The organism is Janthinobacterium sp. BHSEK (assembly GCF_056174685.1).
In genome coordinates this window covers 148483-173086 of record NZ_JBWBYV010000014.1, presented here as the reverse complement: position 1 = coordinate 173086, position 24604 = coordinate 148483, and the positions used below count along the sequence as shown (strand labels likewise).

Here is a 24604-nt window from a genome sequence, read left to right as displayed (position 1 = left end):
CCGTCAGTGTATAACTGAAATTCTTGACGTTACACCGGAGGTAAGAGGAAGTATTGCACCCATATTGGCCTGGCTGGACGGGAAAAAACAGGTAGTCCTGGGTAAAGAAATAGCTCAGCTCATCCAACACAATCACGCCGTCCAGATTGCTGTCCTCCCCGACAAAACTGCCCCCGAACTCCTTGCGAGAATCGAATACGCCGGTAGCCGCATCGACAAAGCCTCGATAAGTAAAATCCCACGTCGTCGGCTGCGCATGGGCAGCGGATATTCCGGCGACAAGCAATGCGGCGCACAACAGGTTCTTTTTCATGGTTTCCTCATATTTTTGCAGAGCGTTAAAAAGCGCTTCAGGAAGACGTACCCATCACATCTGACGGCATGCCGCCATGTTAATTTTATCATAATTAAATATAAATATGATAATTATCAATGGCCAGGAAAGACATGAAAAAAACAGGCGCGAGATTGTGGAAATGGCGCGCAATCATGGCTACATATTGCGGAACAACGCCATGAAAGGCTGGCTCACGGCCAGGGTTTCCGGCCGCGATTTGAGGCGCAGGGTGCCGCGTCCCACCTCGTCGCGCGTGACGGAGGCCACCATCTTCATGTTGACGATGGTGGAACGGTGGACCTGTTTGAAGATGGCCGGATCGAGCACGTCGAGCAGTTCGCGGATCGGCTTGCGCAGCAGCGCCTCGCCCTCGGCCGTCATGACGGCCGTGTACTTGGTGTCGGACTGGAAATAGGCGATGTCTTCCACCATGATCAGCCGCGTATCCTTGCCGCTGCTGGCCGTCAGCCACACCAGCGGCGGCGACTTGGCGGCCGCCGGCAAGGCGCTGCTCAATTGCTGCAGCAAGCCGGCCAGCGCGCCGTCGCCCGCCCGGGTCTTGCCGGCCCGCGCCCGCACGCGCTGCAGGGTCGCCTGCAGGCGCTCGCGGACGACCGGTTTCAGCAGGTAATCGACGGCGCCCTTGTCGAAGGCGTCGATCGCGTACTGGTCGTAGGCCGTGACGAACACCACCTGCGTGGCGGGACTCGCTTCCAGCGCGCCGGCCGCCACTTCCAGCCCCGTCAGGCCCGGCATGCGGATATCGAGAAAGGCGACGTCGGGCTTGCGCGTGGCGATGGCCTCGAGCGCCGTGCCGCCGTCGTCGCAGGCGGCGACGATGCGCAGTGCCGGCCACTCTTCGGCCAGCAGGGCCACCAGCGCATCGCGCAGCAGGGTTTCATCTTCGGCGATGACGCAGGTCATTTCAGGCGGATGCATACGACACTCCTTCCGCCGTGCTGTCCGGCACCGTGATGGTGGCCGTCACGCCATCGGGGAAGTTGGCGACGATGGCAAACGCGGCGGCATTGCCGTAGGTCAGGCGCAGGCGCTCGCGCACATTGCGCAGGCCAATGCCCGTGCCGGCGCCGTCGTCGCTGAAACCCTGGCCGTCGTCGGCCACCGTGACGATCACCGTGCCATTGCCGCTGCGCGCCATGATCCAGATGGTGCCGCCGCCGCTTTTCGGCTCCAGCCCATGCTTGATGGCGTTTTCCACCAGGGTTTGCAGCATCATCGGCGGCAGCTCCACCTGGCGCAGGTATTGCGGCACCTCGATTTGCAGGTTCAGGCGCCCGCCCATGCGGATTTTCAGGATGTCGAGGTAGGCGCGCGCCCGCTCCAGCTCCGTGCCCAGGGTCGACATGGCTTGCTCCGTGCGCGGCAGCGAGTGGCGCAGATATAAAATCAGGTTGCCCAGCATTTCATCGGCGCGCACGGGGTCGCTGCGCGTGAGCAGCTGCGCGCTGGCCAGGGTGTTGTACAGGAAGTGCGGCTCGACCTGCGCATGCAGCAGGCTCAGTTTGGCCACCGTCAGTTCCTTTTCCGTCGCCGTCTGGCGCGTCTCGGCCTGCTCGCCGCGGCGGCGCTGCGCCACCCGGCGCGTGATGGCCCGCGTCACCGCTTCCGCATTTTCCAGGTTGCTGCCATGGTCGACGAGGAACCAGTCGGTCCACGCATTGCGCGCCGGCTCGCAGATCAGGGTCACGCTGCCCGCCTCGCCATTCGGCGTGACGGTGGCGAGGATCTGGTTCGGCCGCGGTTCGAGGAAACCCAGCAAGCGCATGCGCGGCAGGCCCGTGTGCGTGTACGGCGCCGCACGGCGCACGCGGGCCTGCACCTGCAGGCTGTCGCGCGCGCTTTCGACCACTTCGCTGCCGGGCAGTTCGCGGATGGCCGCGTCGATCATGTCGAACGCCTCGCCCGCCTCGAACGGGATCTCGATCTGGCGCCGCTGGCGGCTCGACAAGGTGCCGGCATTGACGGCGCCGGCGATCAGGCGCACGCGGCGCACGTGCGAAAACGCATTCGTGACGACGGTGCAGGCCAGCAAGGCGCCGACGATGACGAAGAAGCCTTCCGTATGCCCGAAGATATAACGCAGGAAGTTCTCGACCAGGAGAGCGGTGGCGATGACGTACGTGAGCATCGTGGCCAAGGTGAGGCGAAGGATAAAGAAGAGGCTGGTCATGGTTTTTCCCTGGAACGTAGAAGTGGGCCAAGAATAGCAATCGGCACCAGCGGCGGTGGCCATTATGCGATGGAAGCCCGGTAGTAGCGACAAAGGCATCAAAATAAAGCATCAATCCGCGCCACCGCGAAATAAAATCGCTTGCAATTAAATAGTGCACGATATATATTGAGCACATGGACGCCGGATTTACTTCTTCAGACGGGCATCCTGGGGCCACGGCCCGCGAAACAAGTAGTACACTATTTAGTAGTCACCTATTTATCTACCTAAAGGAAACCATCATGTCGATCAAACAAGTCCTGTACCGCGCTCAAGCCACCGCCACCGGAGGCCGCGAAGGCCGTGCCGTGTCGTCCGACAATGTGCTGGACGTCAAGCTGACGACGCCAAAAGAACTGGGCGGCAATGGCGCCGTCGGCACCAATCCGGAACAGCTGTTTGCCGCCGGCTACTCGGCCTGCTTCATCGGCGCCATGAAATTCGTCGGCGGCCGCGACAAGATCGCCGTACCGGCGGACCTGTCGATCGAAGGCAACGTCGGCATCGGCGCCATCGACACGGGCTTCGGCATCGAAGTGGAACTGAAGATCTCGCTGCCAGGCATGGAACGCGCCGCCGCCGAAGCGCTGGTCGCCGCCGCCCACATCGTGTGCCCATACTCGAACGCCACGCGCGGCAACATCGACGTCACCCTGACGATCGTGTAATAGACGCAACACCTTACGCATCCCCGGCCGCGCCTTGGCGCCGCCGGGGATTTTTGCTTTAGCGCAGCGCCTGCAGCAGCTTGTCCGCCAGCGCCGGTGCCGAGGCCGGATTCTGTCCCGTGATCAGTTCGCGGTCGACCACCACGTTGCTGGTCCACGGCGCCTGGTTCTGCACATATTGCGCGCCGGCCGCCTGCAAGCCCGACTGCGGATAGAACTTCATCCATCCGCCCTTCAAGGCGCCCTGCGCCGCCAGCTCTTCCTCATTGCTGATCACCGTCATGCGGTAGCCCTTGTAGATCCAGTCCGCCGGCGTGGGCGGCGTCCGGCCCGTTTCCAGCGCGGCCGTAAACTGGGCCGCCTGCGGCAGGGCCGACAGCAGGGCGATGGGACCATGGCACAGCAGCGCCGTCGGCTTGCCATCCGCGTGGAACTGGCGCAGCAGCGCGCCCAGGCTGGCATCCTTCAATAAGTCCTGCATGGGCGCATGGCCGCCCGGCACCAGCACGGCCGCGTAGTGGCCATAGCCGATCTGTTCCACCCGTTTCAGGCTGATCACGGGCGAGCGGCCCGGCACCGTCAGCGCCAGCTGGTCGAGCAAGGCCTTGTGCGCCGCGTGGGCGACCGCGTCGCCGCCAAAATAGGCGTCCGTATCGGAGCTGGCGTCCAGGGTCGGCGCCTGGCCCTGCGGCGTGGCGAACGTCACCGTGTGGCCCGCGTCGAGCAGCTTTTTCACGGGCTGCATCAGTTCATTCAGATAAAAGCCCGTCTGAAAAACCTTGCCGTCGCGCAAGTCGAGGTGATTCGCGTCCGACAGCACGACGAGCACTTCGGCCGCCTGGGCGCTGGAAAAGGCGGCGAGCAACAGGCTGCTGAGCAGTAATTTTTTCATGGTATGGCCTTTCTGTAGAGAGGACACCAGCATATTCCGAATCAAAATGCGAAAAAATGATGAATAATGCACAGCACTGATGCGGAATACGACCGAATGGAGCCGGGATGGATAAATTACAGGCGATGCAGCTGTTTCGCCGCGTGGCCGAGCTGGGCAGCTTTCGCCGGGCGGCCGATGAACTGGACTTGTCGGCCTCGTACGTGAGCCGGCGCATCGGCCAGCTGGAGCAGGAACTGGGCGGGCGCCTGATGACGCGCACCACGCGCCAGCTGGCCCTGACGGAAACGGGCGCCGCCTACCTCGAGCACTGCCGCAAGCTGCTCGACGAGCTGGCGCAGGCGGAGGACATGGTGGCCCATTCCACGGCGCACGTGACGGGCCGCTTGCGCATCAACGCGCCGCTGACGCTGGGCGTGGGCGAGCTGGCCGAGGGCCTGGCCGATTTCATGGCCGACTGGCCCGCGCTGCGCCTCGATGTCGACCTGAAGGATGAATATGTGGACCTGGCGGCCGCCAATTACGACCTGGGCTTTCGCGTCACCACCGCCCTCACCGATTCGAGCTACGTGGCGCGCCACATCCACGACTACCGCCTGCACATCTGCTGCGCGCCCGCCTACCTGGAGCGCCACGGCCCCTTGGCCGAACCCACGGATCTGACGCGCCAGCGCTGCTTCATCTACAGCCACGCCCTGTTCGGCAGCCGCTGGCCGCTGCGCCATGCGGGTCCCCACAGCGACATCGAAGTGCCGAACTGGGTGCGCACGAACAACACGCTGTTCATGCGCAGCCTGATCCTGCGCGGCCTGGGCATCGGCATCCTGCCCACCTTTGTCTGCCGCGAAGAGCTGGCCAGCGGCGCCCTGGTCGAGCTGTTCCCCGACGTCGAGCGCCCCAGCCTGGCGCTGTTCGCCATCTACCCGTCGCGCCAGCTGGTGGCGCCCCGCGTGACGCGCTGCATCGAGCACCTGAAGCAGTGGTATGCGCAGCGCTATCCCACGCCGGCGGCGTGAAGCCGGTAAAATCATGGCCACTCTCAATCAAGGATGACCCATGATCAGCTGGCAATGGAACACGTTCGACGAACTCGGCCCCCACGATTTGTACCAGGTGCTGGCCTTGCGCCAGCGCGTGTTCGTCATCGAACAACAATGCATTTATCCGGACCTGGACGGCCATGACCAGCAGGCGATGCATCTGCTGGGCTGGCAAACGGACGATGGCCAGCGCCGGCTGGCCGCCTACCTGCGCGTGCTGGCGCCGGGCGCCAAGTATGTGGAAATGTCGCTGGGCCGCGTGCTGACGGCGCCCGAGGCGCGCAGCACGGGCGCCGGCAGGCAGTTGTTGCTTGAGGGCATCGCGCGGGCGGAACGCCAGCACCCTGGCCACGCCATCCGCATCGGCGCCCAGCACTACCTGGAACGCTTCTACCAGTCGTTCGGCTTTGTCACCGTCAGCGCACCGTATGACGAAGACGGCATCCAGCACGTTGACATGCTGCGCGCGGAGCCAGCGGCATGACGACGGCCCTGATTTCCTGGAGCGGCGGCAAGGATTCCTGCCTGGCCCTGTGGCGCGCGCGCAATGCCGGCCTGGCCGTGCCGCTGTTGATCACGGCCATGGATGAAGATGGACGCAAGTCGCGCTCGCACGGCGTGCCGCCCGAGTTGCTGGCGGCGCAGGCGGCCAGCCTTGGCGCGCGCCTGCAGCGCTATCACGCCAGCTGGGCCAGCTATGAAGAGAAATTCATCGCCATGCTGCGCGCGGCGAAGGAGGACGGCATAGCCCACGCCATCTTTGGCGACATCGATCTGCAGCCGCACCGCGACTGGGAAGAAAAAGTCTGCGCCGCGGCCGGCCTGACGGCGCACCTGCCCCTGTGGGGCGAAGGGCGGCGCGCGCTGGTCGACGAATTTCTCGCCGCCGGCTTCAAGGCCATCGTCGTGTGCATCAATGGCCAGCATCTGCCGCGTGAATTTTGCGGGCGCGAGTTCGACGCCGCCTTCCTGGCCAACCTGCCGCCCGGCGTCGACGCCTGCGGCGAAAACGGCGAATTCCACACCTTCGTCTACGACGGCCCCGCCTTCAGCGCGCCCGTGGCACTGCGCCGCACGCAGGTGCTGCAATATGATGCGCCGGCCAGTCTGGGCGGCGCCACGTATTACTTCCAGGAGCTGGCGCCCGCTTAAACCGGCCAGCAAAGCAAAAAGGGCGATTCCGTGGAATCGCCCTTTTCGTGTGCCTTGCGCGCGCTTACTTTTTCGTCACGGCCACCAGCTTGATCTCGAACAGCAAGCCCGCGTAGCCAGGAATCTTCGGCGCGCTGCCCGCCTTGCCATAGCCGAGGTCATACGGAATGGCCAGGGTGCGCGTGCCGCCCTCCTTCATGCCGACCAGGCCGCGGTCCCAGCCCAGGATGACCTGGCCGATGCCCAGGGTGAACTTGAAACCGCTGCCGGCCAGGCTCGCATCGAACTGCACGCCCTTGTTGCCCGGCTTGCTTGCGTCATACAGCCAGCCCGTGTACGTCACCAGCAGGGTATCGCCCGCCGCCGCCGCCGTGCCGGTGCCCACCACCGTATCGGTAATGGTCAGTTCCTTCACTTGCGTATTCGGGTCCAGCACGACCGGCTTCTCCGTGTTGGCAGCGGCACCGCAGGCGGTCAGGGCCACGGCGCAAGCGAGGGTGGCGATCAATTGAAATACCGATTTCATGGTTTCCCTTTAAATATTGGAGTGTGGCTGAGGCCCGTACGGTGCGGACCGGTACGGGCTGCAGTTTAACAGGACTCACGCAGCCCATTTGTAAGCAGACGTAAGCATGGCGCGAGTTGTGTGCCGATACAACGTTGACACAATAGCCACATTATCTAGATTTCCACCTGCGTGCCCAGTTCGATCACCCGGTTGCTCGGGATCTGATAGTAGTCGGCCGCCGTGCGCGCATTGCGCGACATGGTGACGAACAGGTGCTCGCGCCACGGCATCATGCCGGCGCCCGGCGTCGAGATGATGGTCTGGCGCGCGATGAAGAACGACGTTTCCATCATCTCGAAATCGAGTCCCTGCTCGGCGCATTGCGCCAGCGCCGCCGGAATGTCCGGTTCATCCTTGAAGCCGTAATGCACGTTGACCTGGTAGCACTGGTGGCCCAGGTCCACCACGCGCACGCGCTCGGACGGCGCCACCCACGGCTCTTCATGCATGAAGACGGTGAGGAAAATGACGCGCTCATGCAACACCTTGTTGTGCAGCAAGTTATGCAGCAGCGCATGCGGCACGCCATCCGTTTCGCCGCGCAGGAAGATGGCCGTGCCCGGCACGCGCAGCGGCGGCGCGATGAACAGCGACGAGAGGAAATCGGCGAGCGGAATCGCATGCTTTTCCAGGTTCTGGAACACCAGCTGGCGGCCCCGTTTCCAGGTCAGCATGACGATGAACAAAATCGAGCCCAGCAGCAGCGGGAACCAGCCGCCGTGGAACAGTTTCAATGCGGTCGCCGACACCAGGTTGACGTCGATGATCAGGAAAAAGCCCGTGGCGGCCCAGCACAGCGCCAGGTTCATCTTCCAGCGGTAGCGGATGACGAAGAAGGTCAGGATGGTGGTCGACAGCATGGTGGCCGTGACCGCAATGCCGTAGGCGGCGGCCAGGTTTTCCGAAGAGCCGAAGCCGACGACGGCCAGCAGCACCACGGCCAGCTGCAGCCAGTTCACGGCGGGGATGTAGATCTGCCCGATTTCGCTTTCCGACGTGTGGCGCACGCGCATGCGCGGCAAGAAACCCAGCGCGATGGCTTGCTTGGTCATCGAGAAGGTGCCGGAAATGGTTGCCTGCGAAGCGATCACGGTGGCCATGGTCGACAAAATCACCAGCGGGTACACGCTCCACGCGCCCAGCTGCTGGTAAAACGGATTCGAGACGGCTTCCGGATGGGCCAGCAGCAGGCCGCCCTGGCCCAGGTAGTTCAGCGCCAGCGCGGGAAAGGCGATCAGGAACCAGGCCAGGCGGATCGGCTTCTTGCCGAAGTGGCCCATGTCGGCGTACAGCGCCTCGGCACCCGTCAGCGCCAGCACCACGGCGCCCAGGGCGACGAAGGCGACGAAGCCGTTATTCATCAGGAAGGTCGCCGCGTGCAGGGGATTGAGCGCGGCCAGGACGGCGGGCGACTTGATGATGTTGACCACGCCCATGCCGGCCAGCGCGGCAAACCACAGCACCATGACGGGGGCGAAATAGCGGCCGATGCCGGCCGTGCCGTGCGACTGCACCGAATACAGGCCCACCAGCACGGCGATGGTCAGCGGCACCACGTAGGGACTGAAGGCGGGCGTGGCCACTTCCAGGCCTTCGATCGCCGACAGCACGGAAATGGCCGGCGTGATCACGCTGTCGCCATAGAACAGGGTGGCGCCGAAGACGCCGATCACCATCAGCGGGAAATGCCAGCGCGACAGGCGGCTGACGGATGACAGCACCAGCGCCATCAGGGCCATGATGCCGCCCTCGCCGCGGTTGTCGGCGCGCAGCACCAGGGTCACGTACTTGAGCGAGACGATCAGGGTCAGGCCCCAGAAAATCAGCGAGACGATGCCCAGCAGGTTCTCGTGCGAGAGCGCCAGGCCGTGGGCCGGGTCGAAGACCGTCTTCAGGGTGTACAGCGGACTGGTGCCGATATCGCCGTAAACGATGCCGACGGCGGCCAGCGTCAAGCCGGCCAGGCCGCTTTTTTTATGTTCCGACGTCAAGATTGCACCCGTTTTTGTTTTGTTGCATCGCACAATATGATAGGTATTAGCAAATAGCAAGAGTATTTTTGCATGGTTCCGGGCTGCCCCAATGTCGTGGTTTTGTGCCGCTCCGCCTTGCTGCGCGGGCTTGCGGCCATTGATTTGTTGCCATTCTACGCCTCGCCAGCGGCGCCGGGCAGCCCCCGATGTTTTCGGACATAATGACAGACTGTCTACTCTCCAGCGAAGCCCATCATGAATCCAGGCATGCTCTACGCCTCCCTCGCCTTCCTGTGCTGGGGCCTGTTCCCCCTGTATTTCCATGCCATCGGCGAGATCGCGCCGCAGGAAATCCTGGCGCACCGCATGGTCTGGTCGCTGTTGTTCCTGGGCATCGTGCTGACCGTGCGCCGCCAATGGAGCTGGCTGGCGGCCCTGAAAGGCCAGCCGCAGGTGGTGGTCAGCTTCGTCGCCAGCGCGTTTTTGCTGTCCGCCAACTGGTTCATCTATATCTGGGCCGTCAACAACGGCCACGTGGTCGACGCCAGCCTCGGCTACTTCATTACGCCCCTGATCAATGTCATGCTGGGCTTTTTGCTGCTGCACGAGCGCCTGCGCCGCCTGCAGTGGCTGGCCATCGGCCTGGCCGCCTGCGGCGTGGCCTGGCTCACTTGGCAGGCGGGGCAGGTACCGTGGATCGCCCTGCTGCTGGCGGCCACCTTCGGCGGCTATGGCTTGCTGCGCAAGACGGCCGCGCTGGGCGCGCTGGAAGGCTTGTCGTTCGAAACCTTGATCCTGTTTCCCCTGGCGCTGGCCTATATGCTGTGGCTGGCCTGGCATGGCCAGAGCGGCTTCGTCAATACGGATTCCACCGCCACGCGCGCGCTGCTGCTGGCGTCCGGCCCCATCACGGCCATTCCCCTGCTGCTGTTCGCGGCCGGCGCGCGCCGCCTGCCGCTGGCCGTGCTGGGGCTGTTGCAATACATCGCCCCCACGGGCCAGCTCCTGATCGGCGTATGGGTCTTCCACGAATCGTTCACGCCAGAGCGCATGCTGGGCTTCCTCGTCATCTGGACGGCGCTGGGCCTGTATGCGGCCGAAGGGCTGTGGACGGCCCGCCGCGCGCGCGCAACCGCCTAGCCCTGCCCCTGGCGCCCGTTTCCGCAGCGCACAGCGCTGGCCGGAAGCGGGCGTTTACCGTATCCTGTCCGTCTTTGTATATCACCCGAGATTTCTAATGGCAAATTACGTCTACACCATGAATCGCGTGGGCAAAATCGTCCCGCCCAAGCGCCAGATTCTGAAAGATATTTCCCTCTCCTTCTTCCCAGGCGCGAAGATCGGCGTGCTGGGCCTGAACGGCTCCGGCAAATCGACCCTGCTGAAAATCATGGCAGGCATCGACACCGACATCCAGGGCGAAGCCGTGCCGATGCCGGGCCTGAACATCGGCTACCTGCCGCAGGAACCGCAGCTGGACCCGGCAAAAACCGTGCGCCAGGAAGTCGAATCGGGCCTGGGCGAAGTGTTTGAAGCGCAAGCCAAGCTGGAAGCCGTGTACGCCGCATATGCCGAGGAAGACGCCGATTTCGACGCCCTGGCCACGGAACAGGCGCGCCTGGAAGCGATCATCTCGACCTCCGACGGCGGCAATCTGAATCTGCAGCTGGAAATGGCCGCCGACGCGCTGCGCCTGCCGCCATGGGACGCCACCATCGGCGTGCTGTCCGGCGGTGAAAAGCGCCGCGTGGCGCTGTGCAAGCTGCTGCTGTCCAAGCCCGACATGCTGCTGCTCGACGAACCGACCAACCATCTGGATGCGGAATCGGTGGACTGGCTGGAACAATTCCTGCTGCGCTTCCCCGGCACCGTGGTGGCCATCACCCATGACCGCTACTTCCTCGACAACGCGGCCGAGTGGATCCTGGAGCTGGACCGCGGTCACGGCATTCCATGGAAGGGTAACTACTCGACCTGGCTGGACCAGAAGCAAGCCCGCCTGAAACAGGAAGAAGCGACGGAATCGGCGCGCCAGAAGGCGCTGCAGAAGGAATTGGAATGGTCGCGCCAGAACCCGAAAGCGCGCCAGGCCAAGTCGAAAGCCCGCCTGGCCCGCTTCAACGAGCTGTCCGAGCACGAATACCAGAAGCGCAACGAGACGCAGGAAATCTTCATTCCCGTGGCAGAGCGCCTGGGCAATGAAGTCATCGAGTTCAAGAACGTGTCGAAAGCGTTCGGCGACCGCCTGCTGATCGATAACCTGAGCTTTACGGTGCCGCCAGGCGCCATCGTCGGCATCATCGGCCCCAACGGCGCCGGTAAATCGACCCTGTTCAAGATGATCACCGGCAAGGAAACGCCGGACAGCGGCGAAGTGGCCATCGGCCAGACGGCGCGCGTGTCCATCGTCGACCAGAACCGCGATAGTCTCGCCGACAACAAATCCGTGTTCGAAGACGTCTCCGGCGGCGCCGACATGCTGACGGTCGGCCGCTTCGAAATGCCGTCGCGCGCCTACCTGGGCCGCTTCAACTTCAAGGGCTCGGACCAGCAGAAGCAAGTGGGCAACCTGTCCGGCGGTGAGCGTGGCCGTCTGCACCTGGCGAAAACCTTGCTGATGGGCGGCAACGTCCTGCTGCTCGATGAACCGTCGAACGATCTGGACGTGGAAACCCTGCGCGCGCTGGAAGACGCCCTGCTGGAATTTGCCGGCAGCGTCATGGTCATCTCGCATGATCGCTGGTTCCTCGACCGTATCGCCACGCACATCCTGGCGTTCGAAGGCAATTCGCAGGTCACCTTCTTTGACGGCAACTATCAGGAATATGAAGCCGACAAGAAGAAACGCCTGGGTGAAGAAGGCGCGAAACCGAAGCGTATCCGCTACAAGCCTTTGACCACGTAATTTCGGTCCGGCAATGCAAAAAGGCAGTTACCTCGCGGTAACTGCCTTTTTTTTCAGCAAACTTCCGGTAAATTAGAAGTTGTAGCGTGCGCCTAAAGCGAGCCCGGTGGCCTTGCGGCCCTGGTCGGCGCTCTTGCCGAAGTGTTCCACTTCCGCCGTCAGCGAGACTTTCTCGTTGATCGCGTACTGGGCGCCGACGGAAGCGTACACGCCCGTCTTGTCGTTGCCGCTGATGCCGGTCGACAGGCCCGTGCCGCTCAAGCTGTTCTTGACCTTGGCCACGCCCAGCTTGCCGAACACGCCGACTTTGTCGCTCACGGGCATGGTGGCCTTGCCTGCCAGGTAATAGCCATGCGAATCGCTTTTCACGGAACCGTTGCCGGCGCCCGTGACATAGCTGTAATCCTTGCTGCCGAAATCGGCGTAGCCGCCCTCGACCGCCCAGGTTTTATCGAAATCGTAACCGGCGAAGATCTTGGCGCCGGCCTTGTAGCCGCTGTGATTGTCGGCGCTGGTGGCGCCAGGAATATCGAAGTTGTAGCGGTTACCCGTGACGCCGGCGCCCACATAGGCGCCTTCGGCGTGCGCGGCGCTCATGCCGGTGAATGCGGTAACGGAAGCGATCATTGCAAACAGGATTTTCTTCTTCATCATGTTCTCTCTCTCAATTAGTGAATGGTGCCTGGATTCGCAGTTCAGCGAAGTGCGATGAGTACACAATAACAGCCGAAAAAAGCTACGTCTTTCTCCATTCCGTAAGAACTGTGACAAGATGTAAGCGGACATTGCAAACTGACAATAACCGTAAAATGTGCACCGTTGAGCGAACTTAAGATAGACTTAAGGACATTAGCGATTTTCAGTCAAGAGGAGAAGTGCATGCATAAACGCCAGTTTCTCGCCGCCGCCATGGCTGGTGCGGCCCTGCCCGCCATCGCCCGGGCGGCGCCCGCCGGCCTGCGCGGTCCTGCCCTGCTGACCGTCACGGGCAGCATCGACAAGCCGAACCGGGGACCGTTCGACGCCGTGCGCGACCAGATGATGCACAAGCAAAAAATCAGTTTTGAGCGGGCGCGGGCATTCGACTTTGCGGCGCTGGCGAACTTGCCTGCGCGCACTATCCACCCCACCCTGGAATACGACGGCAAGGCGCACGCCCTGCGCGGGCCGCTGCTGGCCGATGTCTTGAAGGCGGCGGGCGCGCCCGAGGAAGATGCCGTGCGGCTGCTGCTGCGCGCCGTGGATGGCTATGCGGCGGCGCTGACCATGGCGCAGGCGCGCGCACAGCGTTTTATCGTCGCCACCCACCTCGATGGGCAGCCGATGGCGCTGGGCGGCCTGGGCCCGCTATGGGCGATCCATGACGCCGACCGCATCGCGGCCGTGGCGGCACTGCCCCTGGCCGAACGGTTCGCCAGCTGCCCGTGGGCGCTGTATCACATCGGCGTGGAGGCGGGTTGAACTATCTAAATAAAACGCCAGACAAAACCGTAGCGAGCGGAAGGGAGAGGTGGCTGAGAAGCGGAGCTGTGCTAATGCACGGGGCCGCCGAGGCAGTGAGCATCGCAGGCCGCCTATACCGACGCGCAGCAGGTTTTGACAGGCGTTTAGGCGTAGGCTTCCGCCATCGACATGACCCGCGGGGCGATAGCAATGCCATGCTCCTCGAACAGGGCCGTGATGGCCGCCAGGTTGTGCGCGCACTCTTCGGTTTTCCAGCCCTTGAAGATATCCGTGCCATCCTTCTGGAAATGCAGGTCCAGCACCTTGCCTGAATCCTTGTGCAGGTAGGGCGAACTATAGGTGTTCTCGAAACCGAGCGCCTTCAATTGCCCCAGCAAGGCCAGCGGCGGATGGTCGGGATCGGTGGCGAGAAAAATGCCGAAGGTCTTGCCGGGCGGCTTGGCCGCGATGTCGACCTCGTAGATGCCGGGGGCCTTGCTGACGGACGTACTCTTTAAAAATAACATGCAACACTCCCTGCGCGGAATGTCCCGCGCCTGAAACGGGCGACAAGACAGGGGCGGTGCGCAATGATTCCCCTCGTCAAATCTTATTGCTAATTTGCATCTTTGTCGACAAATCGGCACTTTTATTTGGTAAGTCGTGGTTATCTTGTCGCGTTCGCCGGCTTAAATTATCAAGAAAACCAGTTATCATTGCGCCAATATCCGCCCTGTTGCATACTTTTAGCTTGCCTCACGATGGCCTTCCCGCTGCCACTACCTCGTCTCCATGCGTCTTCTGTCGATCAAGTACCGCCTGCTCATCCTCCTGACCCTGATCCTGGGGGCGGGCTTCATGGCGACCAGCCTGGCCAGCTACCTGGCTTCGCGCCAGGCCATCGAGCACGGCATCGCCGACCAGACCTTGCCGCTGACGGGCGACAACATTTACTCGGAAATCCAGAAGGACATGCTGCGCCCCGTCTTCATCTCTTCGCTGATGGCGCACGACACCTTCGTGCGCGACTGGATACTCGCCGGCGAAAACAAGCCGGAACAGATCGTGCGCTACCTGGCCGAGGTCAAGAAGAAATACGGCGCCATCACCAGCTTTCTCGTGTCGGACAAGAGCAGCAAATATTATTATGCGGAAGGCACCTTGAAATCCGTCAGCCCGCAAGCGACGCGCGACATCTGGTATTACCGCGTGCGCGCCATGGACAAGACCGACTATGAAACGAATGTCGACGTGGACATGGCCAACCGCGACAGCATGACCATCTTCATCAACCACCGCGTCTACGATTACAACGGCCAGTTCATCGGCGCCACCGGCATCGGCCTGACCCTGGCCACCATGAGCCACATCATCGACCGCTACCAGGCGCGCTTCCACCGCAACATCTATTTTGTCGATGCCGCCGGCACCCTGGTGCTGGCTGGCAAGACCATGCGCAACGGGCATGGCAACATCCGCAGCTTGCCTGGCGTGAACGCCATTGCCGGGCAAATCATCAACCACCGCAGCGAACCGACGCATCTGTCGTACCAGCTGGGCCGCGCGCAAATCCTCGTCAACTCGCGCTTCATTCCCGAACTGGGCTGGTATCTGGTGGTCGAGCAGAACGTCAGCGACGAAGTCCAGTCGCTGCAGCGCGTGTTCATCTTCAATCTGGCCATCAGCTTCGGCGTCACCCTGCTGGTGCTCGTGCTGACCTTGCTGACGGTGAACCGCTACCAGCGCCGCATCGAGCGCATCGCCTCGACGGATGCGCTGACCGGGCTATTGAACCGCCAGTCGCTGGAATTGCTGTTCCAGCGCGCGATGTTATTGTCCAAACGCAACGAGCAGCCGATGTCGGCCATCCTCTTCGACATCGATTTCTTCAAGCGCGTCAACGATACCCACGGCCACCTGTGGGGCGACAAGGTCATCCGTGGCGTGGCGGACGTGGCGCGCGCCACCGTGCGCGAAAGCGATGTCATCACGCGCTGGGGCGGCGAGGAATACCTGGTGCTGCTGAATGACTGCAGCCTGGCCAAGGCGGCGGAAGTGGCGGAAAGCCTGCGCGCGGCCATCGAACGCCACGATTTCGGCCTGCCCGAACCGCGCGTCCCCGTGACGATCAGCCTGGGCGTGACCGAGTACCGGCCAGAGGAAAGCGAATCGGCCTTCTTTTCGCGCGCCGACAGCGCCTTGTACCAGGCCAAGGAGCAGGGCCGCAACCGCCTGCACGCCGCCTAAAGCACGGACTTGCGCCGGGCCAGATCCTGCGTGGGCGCCACCAGCGCCCGGTACAACTCACCCGTGGCGGCATCCCAGCTTTGCACGGCCAGCTGCTGGCGTTGCACGGTGGCCGAATCGCCGCGCGCGATGGGACCGGACAGCGCGGGCGCGGCGCCCAGGCGGAACACGTTCGCCACCGCTTCCGTCACCAGCGGCTGCGCCAGTTCGCGCGCCACCGGTTCCGGAATGCCGGCCGCCTGGTAGGCGCGCAAGGCCGCGTCGAGCACCGTCACCAGGTAATTGCTGGCGAAGACGGCAGCGGCGTGATACAGGGTCTTGGCGGCCGGATCGATGGGCACGGGGCGCGCGCCGATGGCGATCAAGGCCGGCGTGAGGAAAACCAGCGCCAGCGGGTCGCCTTCGACGCCGCAAAACGTGCCGTCGAAGGTGGCGGCCACCTGCCGCGGGTCGGCAAAGCTGCGGATCGGGTGGGCGCTGGCGACAAAGGCGCCGGCCTGCGTGGCCGCCAGCAGCACGTTCGAGGCCAGCGCGCCGCTGCAGTGAAACACGATGGCGCCCGCCTGGCGTCCCTCGGCCACCAGCGCCGCGCAGGCCGGGCCGATCTGGTCGTCCGACACGGCCAGCAGGGTGACGTCGGCGCGCCGCAAGGCCGCATAGCTGTCGACGGGAGTGCCGGCGCCGATGAAGTCCACGGCCGCCTGCGCCGACGCCATCGAGCGCGTCAACACATCCTGCAGCGCGATCCCGTCCACGCCGGCGAACAGCCGGCCCAGCACCTTGCCCACGTGGCCGGCGCCGATGATATTCAATGTCACGTTCATGATGATTGTCTAAAAGCTCGATCCCGGCTGGCGCAGGAATTCCACTTCTTCGGGCGTGGAGGGGCGGCCGAGGATGGCATTGCGATGCGGGAAGCGGCCGAAGCGGGCGATCACTTCCTGGTGGCGCCCGGCGTAGTCGAGCATGCTCTCAAAACCGGGCTGCGCCTGCGACAGGCGCTGGAACAGCTCGACGGCGCGCGCCTGCATGGCCAGGTCTTCCGCATGTTCGAACGGTAAATACACGAAGGCGCGCAGCATCGGCGGCAGCTGCTGGTCGAGTCCCTGCTGCGTCATGGCGACGGCCAGCGCCAGCGCCTGGGCGTCGCCGGCAAAGGCGCGCGGCGTGCCGCGGTACACATTGCGCGTAAACTGATCGAGCACGATGAGGCGCGCCAGCGCGCCGTGCGGCATGGCATCCCAATCGCGCAAGCCGCCGGCTATGGCGGCATCGATCAGCGCGCCGAAACGCGCGCGTATCTGCGCATCGAAACCGTCGTCCTTGCGGAACCATTCCATGCGCGCCTGGCCGTGGCCGGGGTGATCCGGCGGCAGGAACCAGAAATCGAGTACTTTTTGAGCCCGGGCGTCCATGTCCATCCTTTTCAGTTGCGTGCATGCGACAGCTGGAAGCCGGCGATGCCTTCGAAGGCGGCCAGTTCGGCCGACATGGCCGACAGGCTGGCGCCCGTGTTCTTGCCATGCGCGATGGCGACAAAGCGCCATTCCTGCATGCCGTCGTTGCTGCCGATGGTCAGCGAGCCGCCCGCGATGTCGTAGCCGCGCTTGGCGGCCATGCGCCGCAGCGCATCCTCGCGTGGAATGAAGCCTTGCTTGAAACGCATGGTGATGGCCACCGCGTGGCGCGACGGCAGCCAGTTCTCCAATTTTGACAGGAAAATCATCGCCATCGCGCACAGGAAGGCCAGGCCCATGGCCGACAGATAAAAGCCGATGCCGACCATGATGCCGATCACGGACGAGGCCCAGATCGAGGCGGCCGTCGTCAGGCCGCTGATATTGAAGCCCTCGCGCATGATGACGCCGGCGCCCAGAAAGCCCACGCCCGTGACGATGCCCTGGATGACGCGCGTGGGATCGCTGCCGACGATGGCGCCATGGCCGCCGTACCAGAACTCGGGATAGCCGCCCAGCACCGTCAGCGCGGCCGAGGCCATGCAGACGAGGCTGTAGGTGCGCATGCCGGCCGCGCGCCCGTGATACGAACGTTCATAACCCACCAGCAAGCCCAGCAGCAGCGCGCCCAGCAGATTCAGCAGGATCACGCCGTTCGTCGCCAGCTCGGCCGGCGACCAGTAGGCGCGCAGGAAGTCGATGGTCGGCATCTAGAGCTTTTTGGTCAGCTGCTTTTCAAACGCCACGTCGAGCTTGCTGACGCGGCGCGCCTTTTGCGGCCCCAGGCCATTCACGAAGGCGACAAAGGCGTCCAGTTCCAACGGCGGGCACAGGGGCGGCAAGCCGGGGCCTTCCGTGAGGAAGAACAGTTCATCGCCCGTGCGCGCCATCGTGTAGAGGCGGTTGCCGGTGCGTTCCTTGAGCCGCTCGATGGCGGACGTGGCGCGGGTCGAGCGCATCAGATGGCTCCCGTGCGCTGTTCCAGCCACGCCAGCGCAGGCGCATCGGCCGGCGCCGCCAAGTGCGGCGCCAGGCGCGCGCGCACGGTGGCGTGGTAGTCGTTGAGCCAGGCCGCCTCGTCGTCGCGCAACAGCGAGCGTTCCACGCAGCGCGTGTCGATCGGGCACAGGGTCAATGTTTCGAAGCGCAGGAATTCCCCGAACTGCGTCGTATCGGCCGGCACGTTCAGCACCAGGTTCTCGATGCGGATGCCCCACTGGCCGGGACGGTAGATGCCCGGCTCGATGGAGGTGATCATGCCCGGTTCCATCGCCGTCTGCGGCTCCGGCATGGCGGACTGCGAAATCGATTGCGGCCCTTCGTGGACGTTGAGGAAAAAGCCTACACCATGACCCGTGCCGTGGCCAAAGTCGATGCCTTCGGCCCACAGGGGCGCGCGGGCAATCGAATCGAGCATGGGCGACTTCACGCCGCGCGGGAACTGCGCGCGCGACAGGGCGATCATGCTGCGCAAGACGAGGGTGAAATCGCGCCGGTGTTCTGCCGTGATCGTGCCGACGGGGACCACGCGCGTGATATCCGTGGTACCGCCCCAGTACTGGCCGCCCGAGTCGATCAGCAGCAGGCCGTCGCCTTCGATGGTGGCAGCCGAATCCGCATGCGCGTGGTAATGCATGATGGCGCCATGCGCATTGAAGCCGGCGATGGTGCCGAAACTGGGGCTGACAAAACCGGCGCGGCGGGCACGCGCGGCCGTCAGGTGCGCGTCGACGCCGATTTCCGTCAACGGCGCGCGCTGCGGGTCGGCCAGGGTGGCGTCCAACCAGCTGAAAAATTCGCACAGGGCGGCGCCGTCCTGCTCCATGGCGGCGCGCACGTGCGCTGCTTCGCTGTCCGTCTTGCGCGACTTGGCCAGGGTGGTGGGGTTGATCGATTCGACCACCCGCACGCCCTCGGCCACGGCCTGGCGCGTGCCGAACGTGACGCGGCGCGGGTCCAGCAGCAGGGTGGCGCCGGCCGGCAGGGCGGCCAGCGCGGCGGCCGCGCGGTCATACGCGGCCACGTCCACGCCTTCGCTCTCCAGGATGGCGCGCAGGGCGGCGGGCAGCTTGCCGTCGGCGACGAACAGGGTGGCGCGCTCAGGGCCCACCAGCGCATGCGCGAGGAAGACGGGGTTGTAGTTCACGTCGGCGCCGCGCAGGTTGAACAAATACGCGATATCGTCGAGGGTGGAAATGACGTGGTGGCTGGCGCCGTGCGCCGCCATGCCGGCGCGCAGGGCCGCCAATTTCTCACTGCGCGACAGGGCCGGATACGCTGCCGCATGCTCGTACACCGGCGCGGCAGGCATGGCCGGGCGATCCGGCCAGACGGCTTGCAGCACGTCGGTACCCGTGCGCAGGGTCACTTGCTCGCCCAGCGCCTGCTGCAGCAGGCGCGCATTGGCCAGGCCCAGCACGGCGCCATCGACGGCCACCGTCTGCCCCGGCTGCATGGTCTCGCCCAGCCAGTCGATATACAGCACGCTGGCGCCGGACGGGATTTTCTTCAGGACGATGCCGCTGCCGGCCAGTTCGTCTTCCGCCTGCTCCCAGTAGCGGCCATCGGTCCACACGCCGGCGAAATCCTGCGTCACGACCAGGGTACCGACCGACCCCGTGAAGCCCGACAGCCACTCGCGGCCCTGCCAGCGGGCCGGCAGGTATTCGGACAAATGCGGGTCGGCGGATGGCACGATCAGGGCATCGATGTGCTGCGCGCGCATGGCGTCGCGCAGCTGCGATAAACGGGAAGCGGGAGTGGATTGGTCTGGTGTCTGCATGGGAGCGAAAATGGAGCGGTACCGGGAAGCGTCTATGATACCGCGATTAGCGGCCGGACTGCACTCGGTGCTGCGCCAGCAGCGCCCCGGCGGCGGCGGCGATTTTTTCCAGCAGCGCCTCGTCGTAGGGCAGCCACGGCACGGCGCCCAGCTTGCTCCCCATCGCTACCACCTCGATCACCGCCTCGGCGCCCTCCTTCGTGGCCCTGCCGGTGCTCAGGTGGATCGCATGCCCGCCCACCATCAGGTGGCGCGCTTCGAACGCCATGCGGCCGTCCTCGATCTGGTCCGCGAATACCTGTTCCAGCACGGCGCGCCGCATGCCCGCCATCGGCCCCGGTGCCAGGTTGGACAGGTAAAACAGGCGCTGTTCGCGCTCCACGCTTTGCTCGTCCTCGACCAGCGCCAGCGCGCTGGCGCTGACCAGCAGGTCCACCGCGCGGCACGCTTCCGAATAGGCCACCGGCGTCATCGGCATCATCTGCGCGGGCGCCAGCCCGTTTGACGTGCAGGCGCCGCCCGCCCCCGGATACACGTGCCCCTCGAGGCGAAGCAATACGCGCCAGGCGCCGAACTGGCGCGACAGGCCTTCATCGCAGTCCAGGCGCCAGCCTTCGCGGCGCGCCAGTCCCAGCAAGGTGGGCAGCGACAGCTGGTAGCCGGCAAATGCGGCACTGCCGTCGCCGGGCGGCGCATATATTTCGCGATAGACCTGGCGCAGCGGCTGGCGCAGGCGCCGCTGCGCGATCAGCGCTTGCCAGGCGGCGCGCTCCTCCACGCTGCCATGCAAGGGGTGCCACAGGCCGATCTCGCCTTGCCCAGGCAAATCCACTGGCTGCCCCTGCGCATCGATGGCGCCTTTCCCGTCGAGCATGAAGGCCAGCCCATCGCCCGTGCGCCAGACCAGCGCGCGCGCCACCGCGTCGATATCGGCATCGTCGCGCAGGGCACGCCATTGGTCCAGGCCAAACCACACCTCGCTGGCGTAGCCCGCTTCCAGGCGGCGCGCCAGCATGGCCTGGCGCCGCTTGCCCATGGGGCCCGGCATGCCGACCCTCCAGGCGATATCGGGCCGTTCGGCCAGCGCCCGTTCGGCCGGTTTCAGATTGCGTTCCAGTTTCTTGCGGATGCCCGCATGGCGTACCTGGGCCAGCGCCGCGCGCAGGGCCTGCAGGCTTTCGGGCGTGGGGATGGTTTCCACCGCATGGCCCAGCGCCATCGCCAGCGACTGCGACGGCGCGCTCTTGGCCGCGCCGGGCGCCACGCATGCCAACGGCAGCAAGACGGTAATCACGGGCCTGAACCAGGCATCATCGCGATAGGACGCCACCCGCGCGGCGCGCGCCAGCACCGGAGAATCTGCCGTGGCAAAGGCGGCATCGGCCGCATACGGCACGCTGCCGTCATGGATGGCGGCGATATGGCGCGCCGCCTGTTCCAGTATCGTGCGGGAAAAATCCACATACGCCGCATCGTCGGCCAGCACGTCGGCGGGATCGGCCTCGCCGATGCTGTCGCGGTTCCAGTGGCCGCTGTAGCGCGAGCCGGCCAGCGCCAGCAGGGATGCTCGCGCCAGTTGCGGCAGTACGGTGAGTTCCTGCAAGGTCAAGGGCATCGGGTAGCGCGCATGGCGCTCCTCCATCATCTGCCCGAACTGGGCCGGGGCGTCGCCGCCGGCCAGCTGCGCCAGCAGCCAGGCGGCAAAATGCTGTTCGCCCCAGTGCTTCGGTTCATCCAGGATGCGCAGCGCCAGCTGCGCGCTGCCTTCCGGTGGCGCGCCGCGCAGACAATCCAGGCAGCCGATTGCGTAGTCCCAGTCGTGCACGCGGGCCGCATCCAGCGCGTCGAGGAACACATCGCCTGCCAGCGCCGGTGCCAGCTTCATGCTGCTCGCTTGTGCCAATAGCGCCATCGCCAGTTCGCGCCGCGCAGGATCGTCATGGCCAAAGCGCGCCGCGCGGTGCAGCGCCCCCCAGACAGCGCCCAGTTCTTCGGGAGTCCAGTCGCTGAAATCGACCGGCGGCCCCGTGAAACGCGTATGCTCGACAAAGCCGCCATCGAGGCGCGCGCGCAGCGCCGCGGCGCGAGTGGACTCAGATGGCATCATCGGCCTCGTAGCGGCGCAAGCCTTCCAGGTCCAGCACGCGGATGCCGCCGTAATCGAGGCGCAACAAACCCTTTTTTTCCAGCACCTGCAAGGCCTGGTTGGCACGCTGGCGCGAGGAGCCCGACAGCAGGCCGATCTCTTCCTGCGACAGCTGCACCAGGGTTTCCACGCCCGGGTACAGATGCGAGTTGAACATCGACGCCAGGCAGCGCGCCACGCGCGTATTCAGGTCCAGCAGGCGCTCGTTTTCCACCATGCCGATGAACTGGCCCAGGCGCTCGTTGAGCTGCATCAGCAAAAAGCGCGTGAATGGCAGGCTCGTTTCCAGCAGCCAGTGGAAAGTGGCGCCGGGCAGGCGCGCCACGCGCGTGTCGCGCAGGGCCATGGTGTCGTATTTGCGGATCTCGTTCTTCAGCAATGAACCTTCGCCGAACCAGCTGCCGGGGGGCACGCCGATGAAGGTCATGGCCTTGCCGGAGGCGGAAAAATTATTCATCTTGACCATGCCGCTGATGACGCCGATCCAGTTGTCCACCGGTTCGCCCTTGCGGCAGACAAAGCCGCCTTTCGGCACGAAAGTCTCGAACACATCCGCCTCGACCCGGGCCATTTGCTGGGGATCGAGCAGCTGCGCCCAGTTGGCCGCGCGCACGGCATCCTTGAGGCTGATATCAGGGTTGGTCATTGTGCGATGCACCATCGAAAAGTGGGTAAATGTCCCCGAAAAGACAACTCGGCAAACTAACGCAAGCTACTATCATTGCACAAACGCCTTACACATAAAAAATACAGAGCGCCATCCGACGAGGTGGGGCCTGAGACAAGCAACAGGGAGACACTGGTGCAAACGCATACCACAGCAGCAATGCCAACTTTTCCGCGGCGCTTATTGCAACACGGGACAGTACGATCCGACAAGCCCGCCTTTCGCGAAAAACACCTGGGCATCTGGCAGACCTGGACCTGGGCCGAGGTCAACGAGGAGGTGCGCGCGCTGGCCTGCGGCCTGGCCGCCATCGGCTTCCAGCGCGGCATGAACCTGGCCATCATCGGCGACAACCGTCCCCGCCTGTACTGGGCCATGCTGGCCGCGCAAAGCCTCGGTGGCGTGCCCGTGCCCCTGTACCAGGACGCGCCGGCCGCCGACATGGCGTACGTGCTGCAGGATGCGGAAATCCGCTACGCCATCGTCGAAGACCAGGAGCAGGTCGACAAGCTGCTCGAACTCAAGGCCCTGTATCCGCACGTCGCCCACATCGCCTATGACGATGAGCGGGGCATGCGCCATTACCGCCAGCCGGAGCTGACGTCCTTTGCCGCCCTGCAGACGCTGGGCCGGGCCTACGACCGCGAGCATCCCGGCTTCTTCGACGCCGCCGTGGCAGCGGGCCAGGGCAGCGACTCGGCCGTGATCCTGTACACCTCGGGCACCACGGGCAAACCGAAGGGCGTGTGCCAGAGCCATACGGCGCTGCTGGCGGCCGGCGAAGGCGGCGTGGCCTTCGACCAGCTCACCGACGAGGAAGACATCCTGTCCTACCTGCCCATGGCGTGGGTGGGCGACTGCCTGTTCTCGCTGGCGCAGGCCATGGTGGCCGGCTTTACCGTCAACTGCCCCGAATCGGGCGACACGGTGATGATCGACATGCGCGAAATCGGCCCCACCTGCTACTTTGCGCCGCCGCGCGTGTTCGAGAACATGCTCACCAGCGTGATGATACGCATGGAAGACGCCAGCAGCATCAAGCGCCGCATGTTCAGTCATTTCATGGACGTGGCCAAGCGCTGCGGCGCGCAGATCCTGGATGGCAAGCCCGTTTCGCTGGCGGACCGCCTCGGCTACAAGCTGGGCGAGCTGCTCGTCTACGGCCCCCTGAAAAACGTGCTGGGGCTGTCGCGCGTGCGCGTCGCCTACACGGCCGGCGCCGCCATCGGCCCCGACCTGTTCCGCTTCTACCGCTCGATCGGCGTCAACCTCAAGCAGCTGTACGGCTCCACCGAAACCTGCGCCTACGTTTGCTTGCAACCGGACGGCAATATCAAGTTCGACAGCGTCGGACTGCCGGCGCCAGGCGTGGAAGTCAAGCTGGCGGCCAATGGCGAAGTGCTGGTCAAGTCGCCCGCCACCATGAGCGGCTACTTCAAGCGCCCTGACGCCACCGCCGAAGTGATCGACAACGACGGCTACTTCCATACGGGCGACGCGGGCGTGTTCGACAGCGAAGGCCATCTGAAAATCATCGACCGCGCCGCCGACGTGGGCAAGATGAATTGCGGCGCCATGTTCGCCCCCAACTACATCGAAAACAAGCTCAAGTTCTTCCCCTTCATCAAGGAAGTAGTGGCCTTCGGCAATGCGCGCGACCAGGTTTGCGCCTTCATCAACATCGACATCGAAGCGGTGGGCAACTGGTCGGAGCGGCGCGGCATCGCCTATTCCGGCTACACGGACCTGGCGGCGCGCGCCGAAACCTATGGCCTGATCCGCGACTGCATCGAGCAGGTCAACGCGGAACTGGCGGCCGACCCGCTGATGGACCGCACGCAGGTGCACCGCTTCCTGGTGCTGCACAAGGAACTCGACCCGGACGACGACGAGCTGACGCGCACGCGCAAGGTGCGCCGCAAATTCATCGCCGAAAAATACGCGGTGCTGATCTCCGCCCTGTACGAGGGCAAGGCAACGCAATACATCGAGACCCAGGTGAAATTCGAGGATGGCCGCCTTGGTTCGACCAGCGCCAACCTGCAGATCTGGGACAGCAAAACGTACCGGCCCCAGGGCCTGGCCGCATGATGG

General features: G+C 64.4%; 23 protein-coding genes and 1 pseudogene. 9 read left to right on the top strand and 15 right to left on the bottom strand.

From position 1 onward, the window contains the following. From AC0V2Y_RS07340 to AC0V2Y_RS07330, 3 genes and pseudogenes are all read right to left on the bottom strand, one after another. Positions 1-313: pseudogene (locus tag AC0V2Y_RS07340) on the bottom strand (hypothetical protein); the annotation flags it as partial. Between the two features lie 180 nt (positions 314-493). Continuing rightward, complete coding sequence (locus tag AC0V2Y_RS07335) at positions 494-1276, bottom strand: LytR/AlgR family response regulator transcription factor (RefSeq protein ID WP_475415721.1); 783 nt, start codon at positions 1274-1276, stop codon at positions 494-496. Further along, complete coding sequence (locus AC0V2Y_RS07330) at positions 1263-2528, bottom strand: histidine kinase (protein ID WP_475415722.1); 1266 nt, start codon at positions 2526-2528, stop codon at positions 1263-1265. Before AC0V2Y_RS07330 ends, AC0V2Y_RS07335 begins: the two co-directional genes overlap by 14 nt. A 284-nt stretch (positions 2529-2812) precedes the next feature. Between AC0V2Y_RS07330 and AC0V2Y_RS07325 the strand changes: the two genes are divergently transcribed. Then, positions 2813-3238 (top strand): organic hydroperoxide resistance protein, encoded by a 426-nt coding sequence (locus AC0V2Y_RS07325; RefSeq protein WP_099377761.1) that lies wholly within the window; start codon positions 2813-2815, stop codon positions 3236-3238. A gap of 58 nt (positions 3239-3296) precedes the next feature. Here the strand turns inward: AC0V2Y_RS07325 and AC0V2Y_RS07320 are convergent, their stop codons facing one another. Next, on the bottom strand, positions 3297-4130 hold the full coding sequence (locus AC0V2Y_RS07320; protein ID WP_475415723.1) for a type 1 glutamine amidotransferase domain-containing protein: 834 nt from the start codon (positions 4128-4130) through the stop codon (positions 3297-3299). Between the two features lie 107 nt (positions 4131-4237). On the opposite strand from AC0V2Y_RS07320, the gene AC0V2Y_RS07315 reads away from it, so the two are divergent. From AC0V2Y_RS07315 to AC0V2Y_RS07305, 3 genes are read left to right on the top strand one after another with little or no spacing between them, the layout of a single operon-like run. Next, on the top strand, positions 4238-5146 hold the full coding sequence (locus AC0V2Y_RS07315) for a LysR family transcriptional regulator (protein WP_475415724.1): 909 nt from the start codon (positions 4238-4240) through the stop codon (positions 5144-5146). 40 nt (positions 5147-5186) lie between these two features. Continuing rightward, a complete protein-coding gene (locus AC0V2Y_RS07310) occupies positions 5187-5654 on the top strand; it encodes a GNAT family N-acetyltransferase (RefSeq protein WP_475415725.1) in 468 nt (155 codons plus the stop codon). Then, positions 5651-6322 (top strand): Dph6-related ATP pyrophosphatase, encoded by a 672-nt coding sequence (locus AC0V2Y_RS07305; protein WP_475415726.1) that lies wholly within the window; start codon positions 5651-5653, stop codon positions 6320-6322. The genes AC0V2Y_RS07310 and AC0V2Y_RS07305 overlap by 4 nt, the downstream gene beginning before the upstream one ends. 64 nt (positions 6323-6386) lie before the next feature. On the opposite strand, the gene AC0V2Y_RS07300 is transcribed toward AC0V2Y_RS07305, so the two are convergent. Together AC0V2Y_RS07300 and AC0V2Y_RS07295 are read right to left on the bottom strand one after the other, a co-directional pair. Beyond that, positions 6387-6848, bottom strand: a complete 462-nt coding sequence (locus AC0V2Y_RS07300) for an FKBP-type peptidyl-prolyl cis-trans isomerase (protein ID WP_475415727.1) — start codon at positions 6846-6848, stop codon at positions 6387-6389. Between the two features lie 155 nt (positions 6849-7003). Further along, a complete protein-coding gene (locus AC0V2Y_RS07295) occupies positions 7004-8881 on the bottom strand; it encodes a potassium transporter Kup (protein ID WP_475415728.1) in 1878 nt (625 codons plus the stop codon). Between the two features lie 237 nt (positions 8882-9118). Between AC0V2Y_RS07295 and rarD the strand changes: the two genes are divergently transcribed. Together rarD and ettA are read left to right on the top strand one after the other, a co-directional pair. Then, positions 9119-10003: an EamA family transporter RarD gene (rarD, locus tag AC0V2Y_RS07290; protein WP_475415729.1), complete on the top strand. Its 885-nt coding sequence runs from the start codon at positions 9119-9121 to the stop codon at positions 10001-10003. A gap of 97 nt (positions 10004-10100) precedes the next feature. After that, on the top strand, positions 10101-11768 hold the full coding sequence (gene ettA / locus AC0V2Y_RS07285) for an energy-dependent translational throttle protein EttA (protein WP_034752850.1): 1668 nt from the start codon (positions 10101-10103) through the stop codon (positions 11766-11768). 72 nt (positions 11769-11840) lie between these two features. On the opposite strand, the gene AC0V2Y_RS07280 is transcribed toward ettA, so the two are convergent. Then, positions 11841-12422: a porin family protein gene (locus tag AC0V2Y_RS07280; RefSeq protein ID WP_326457003.1), complete on the bottom strand. Its 582-nt coding sequence runs from the start codon at positions 12420-12422 to the stop codon at positions 11841-11843. A gap of 225 nt (positions 12423-12647) precedes the next feature. Here AC0V2Y_RS07280 and AC0V2Y_RS07275 point away from each other — a divergent pair, with 225 nt between their 5' ends. Then, positions 12648-13229, top strand: coding sequence for a putative pterin-binding protein (locus AC0V2Y_RS07275; RefSeq protein WP_475415730.1), 582 nt, complete (start codon positions 12648-12650; stop codon positions 13227-13229). 146 nt (positions 13230-13375) lie between these two features. Here the strand turns inward: AC0V2Y_RS07275 and AC0V2Y_RS07270 are convergent, their stop codons facing one another. Further along, positions 13376-13738: a hypothetical protein gene (locus tag AC0V2Y_RS07270; RefSeq protein ID WP_475415731.1), complete on the bottom strand. Its 363-nt coding sequence runs from the start codon at positions 13736-13738 to the stop codon at positions 13376-13378. Between the two features lie 265 nt (positions 13739-14003). On the opposite strand from AC0V2Y_RS07270, the gene AC0V2Y_RS07265 reads away from it, so the two are divergent. Next, complete coding sequence (locus AC0V2Y_RS07265) at positions 14004-15458, top strand: sensor domain-containing diguanylate cyclase (protein WP_475415732.1); 1455 nt, start codon at positions 14004-14006, stop codon at positions 15456-15458. Here the strand turns inward: AC0V2Y_RS07265 and AC0V2Y_RS07260 are convergent. From AC0V2Y_RS07260 to AC0V2Y_RS07230, 7 genes are read right to left on the bottom strand one after another with little or no spacing between them, the layout of a single operon-like run. Then, complete coding sequence (locus tag AC0V2Y_RS07260; RefSeq protein ID WP_475415733.1) at positions 15455-16282, bottom strand: Rossmann-like and DUF2520 domain-containing protein; 828 nt, start codon at positions 16280-16282, stop codon at positions 15455-15457. The two genes, AC0V2Y_RS07265 and AC0V2Y_RS07260, sit on opposite strands and share 4 nt — an antisense overlap. Before the next feature lie 9 nt (positions 16283-16291). Further along, positions 16292-16879, bottom strand: coding sequence for a DUF924 family protein (locus AC0V2Y_RS07255; RefSeq protein ID WP_475415734.1), 588 nt, complete (start codon positions 16877-16879; stop codon positions 16292-16294). 5 nt (positions 16880-16884) lie between these two features. Then, on the bottom strand, positions 16885-17625 hold the full coding sequence (locus tag AC0V2Y_RS07250) for an MgtC/SapB family protein (RefSeq protein ID WP_092713279.1): 741 nt from the start codon (positions 17623-17625) through the stop codon (positions 16885-16887). Continuing rightward, positions 17626-17874 carry a hypothetical protein gene (locus AC0V2Y_RS07245; protein WP_475415735.1) on the bottom strand — a complete coding sequence of 83 codons (249 nt, stop codon included), beginning with the start codon at positions 17872-17874 and terminating at the stop codon, positions 17626-17628. It abuts the gene before it with no gap. Continuing rightward, the gene (locus AC0V2Y_RS07240; protein WP_475415736.1) at positions 17874-19697 is read right to left on the bottom strand and encodes an aminopeptidase P family protein; all 1824 of its coding nucleotides are present in this window, start codon (positions 19695-19697) and stop codon (positions 17874-17876) included. Before AC0V2Y_RS07240 ends, AC0V2Y_RS07245 begins: the two co-directional genes overlap by 1 nt. 46 nt (positions 19698-19743) lie before the next feature. After that, positions 19744-21804 (bottom strand): DUF4132 domain-containing protein, encoded by a 2061-nt coding sequence (locus AC0V2Y_RS07235; protein ID WP_475415737.1) that lies wholly within the window; start codon positions 21802-21804, stop codon positions 19744-19746. Continuing rightward, on the bottom strand, positions 21791-22489 hold the full coding sequence (locus AC0V2Y_RS07230) for a Crp/Fnr family transcriptional regulator (RefSeq protein ID WP_475415738.1): 699 nt from the start codon (positions 22487-22489) through the stop codon (positions 21791-21793). Before AC0V2Y_RS07230 ends, AC0V2Y_RS07235 begins: the two co-directional genes overlap by 14 nt. A 180-nt stretch (positions 22490-22669) precedes the next feature. On the opposite strand from AC0V2Y_RS07230, the gene AC0V2Y_RS07225 reads away from it, so the two are divergent. Next, positions 22670-24601, top strand: a complete 1932-nt coding sequence (locus AC0V2Y_RS07225; protein WP_475415739.1) for an AMP-binding protein — start codon at positions 22670-22672, stop codon at positions 24599-24601. The last annotated feature ends 3 nt before the right edge of the window (positions 24602-24604 follow it).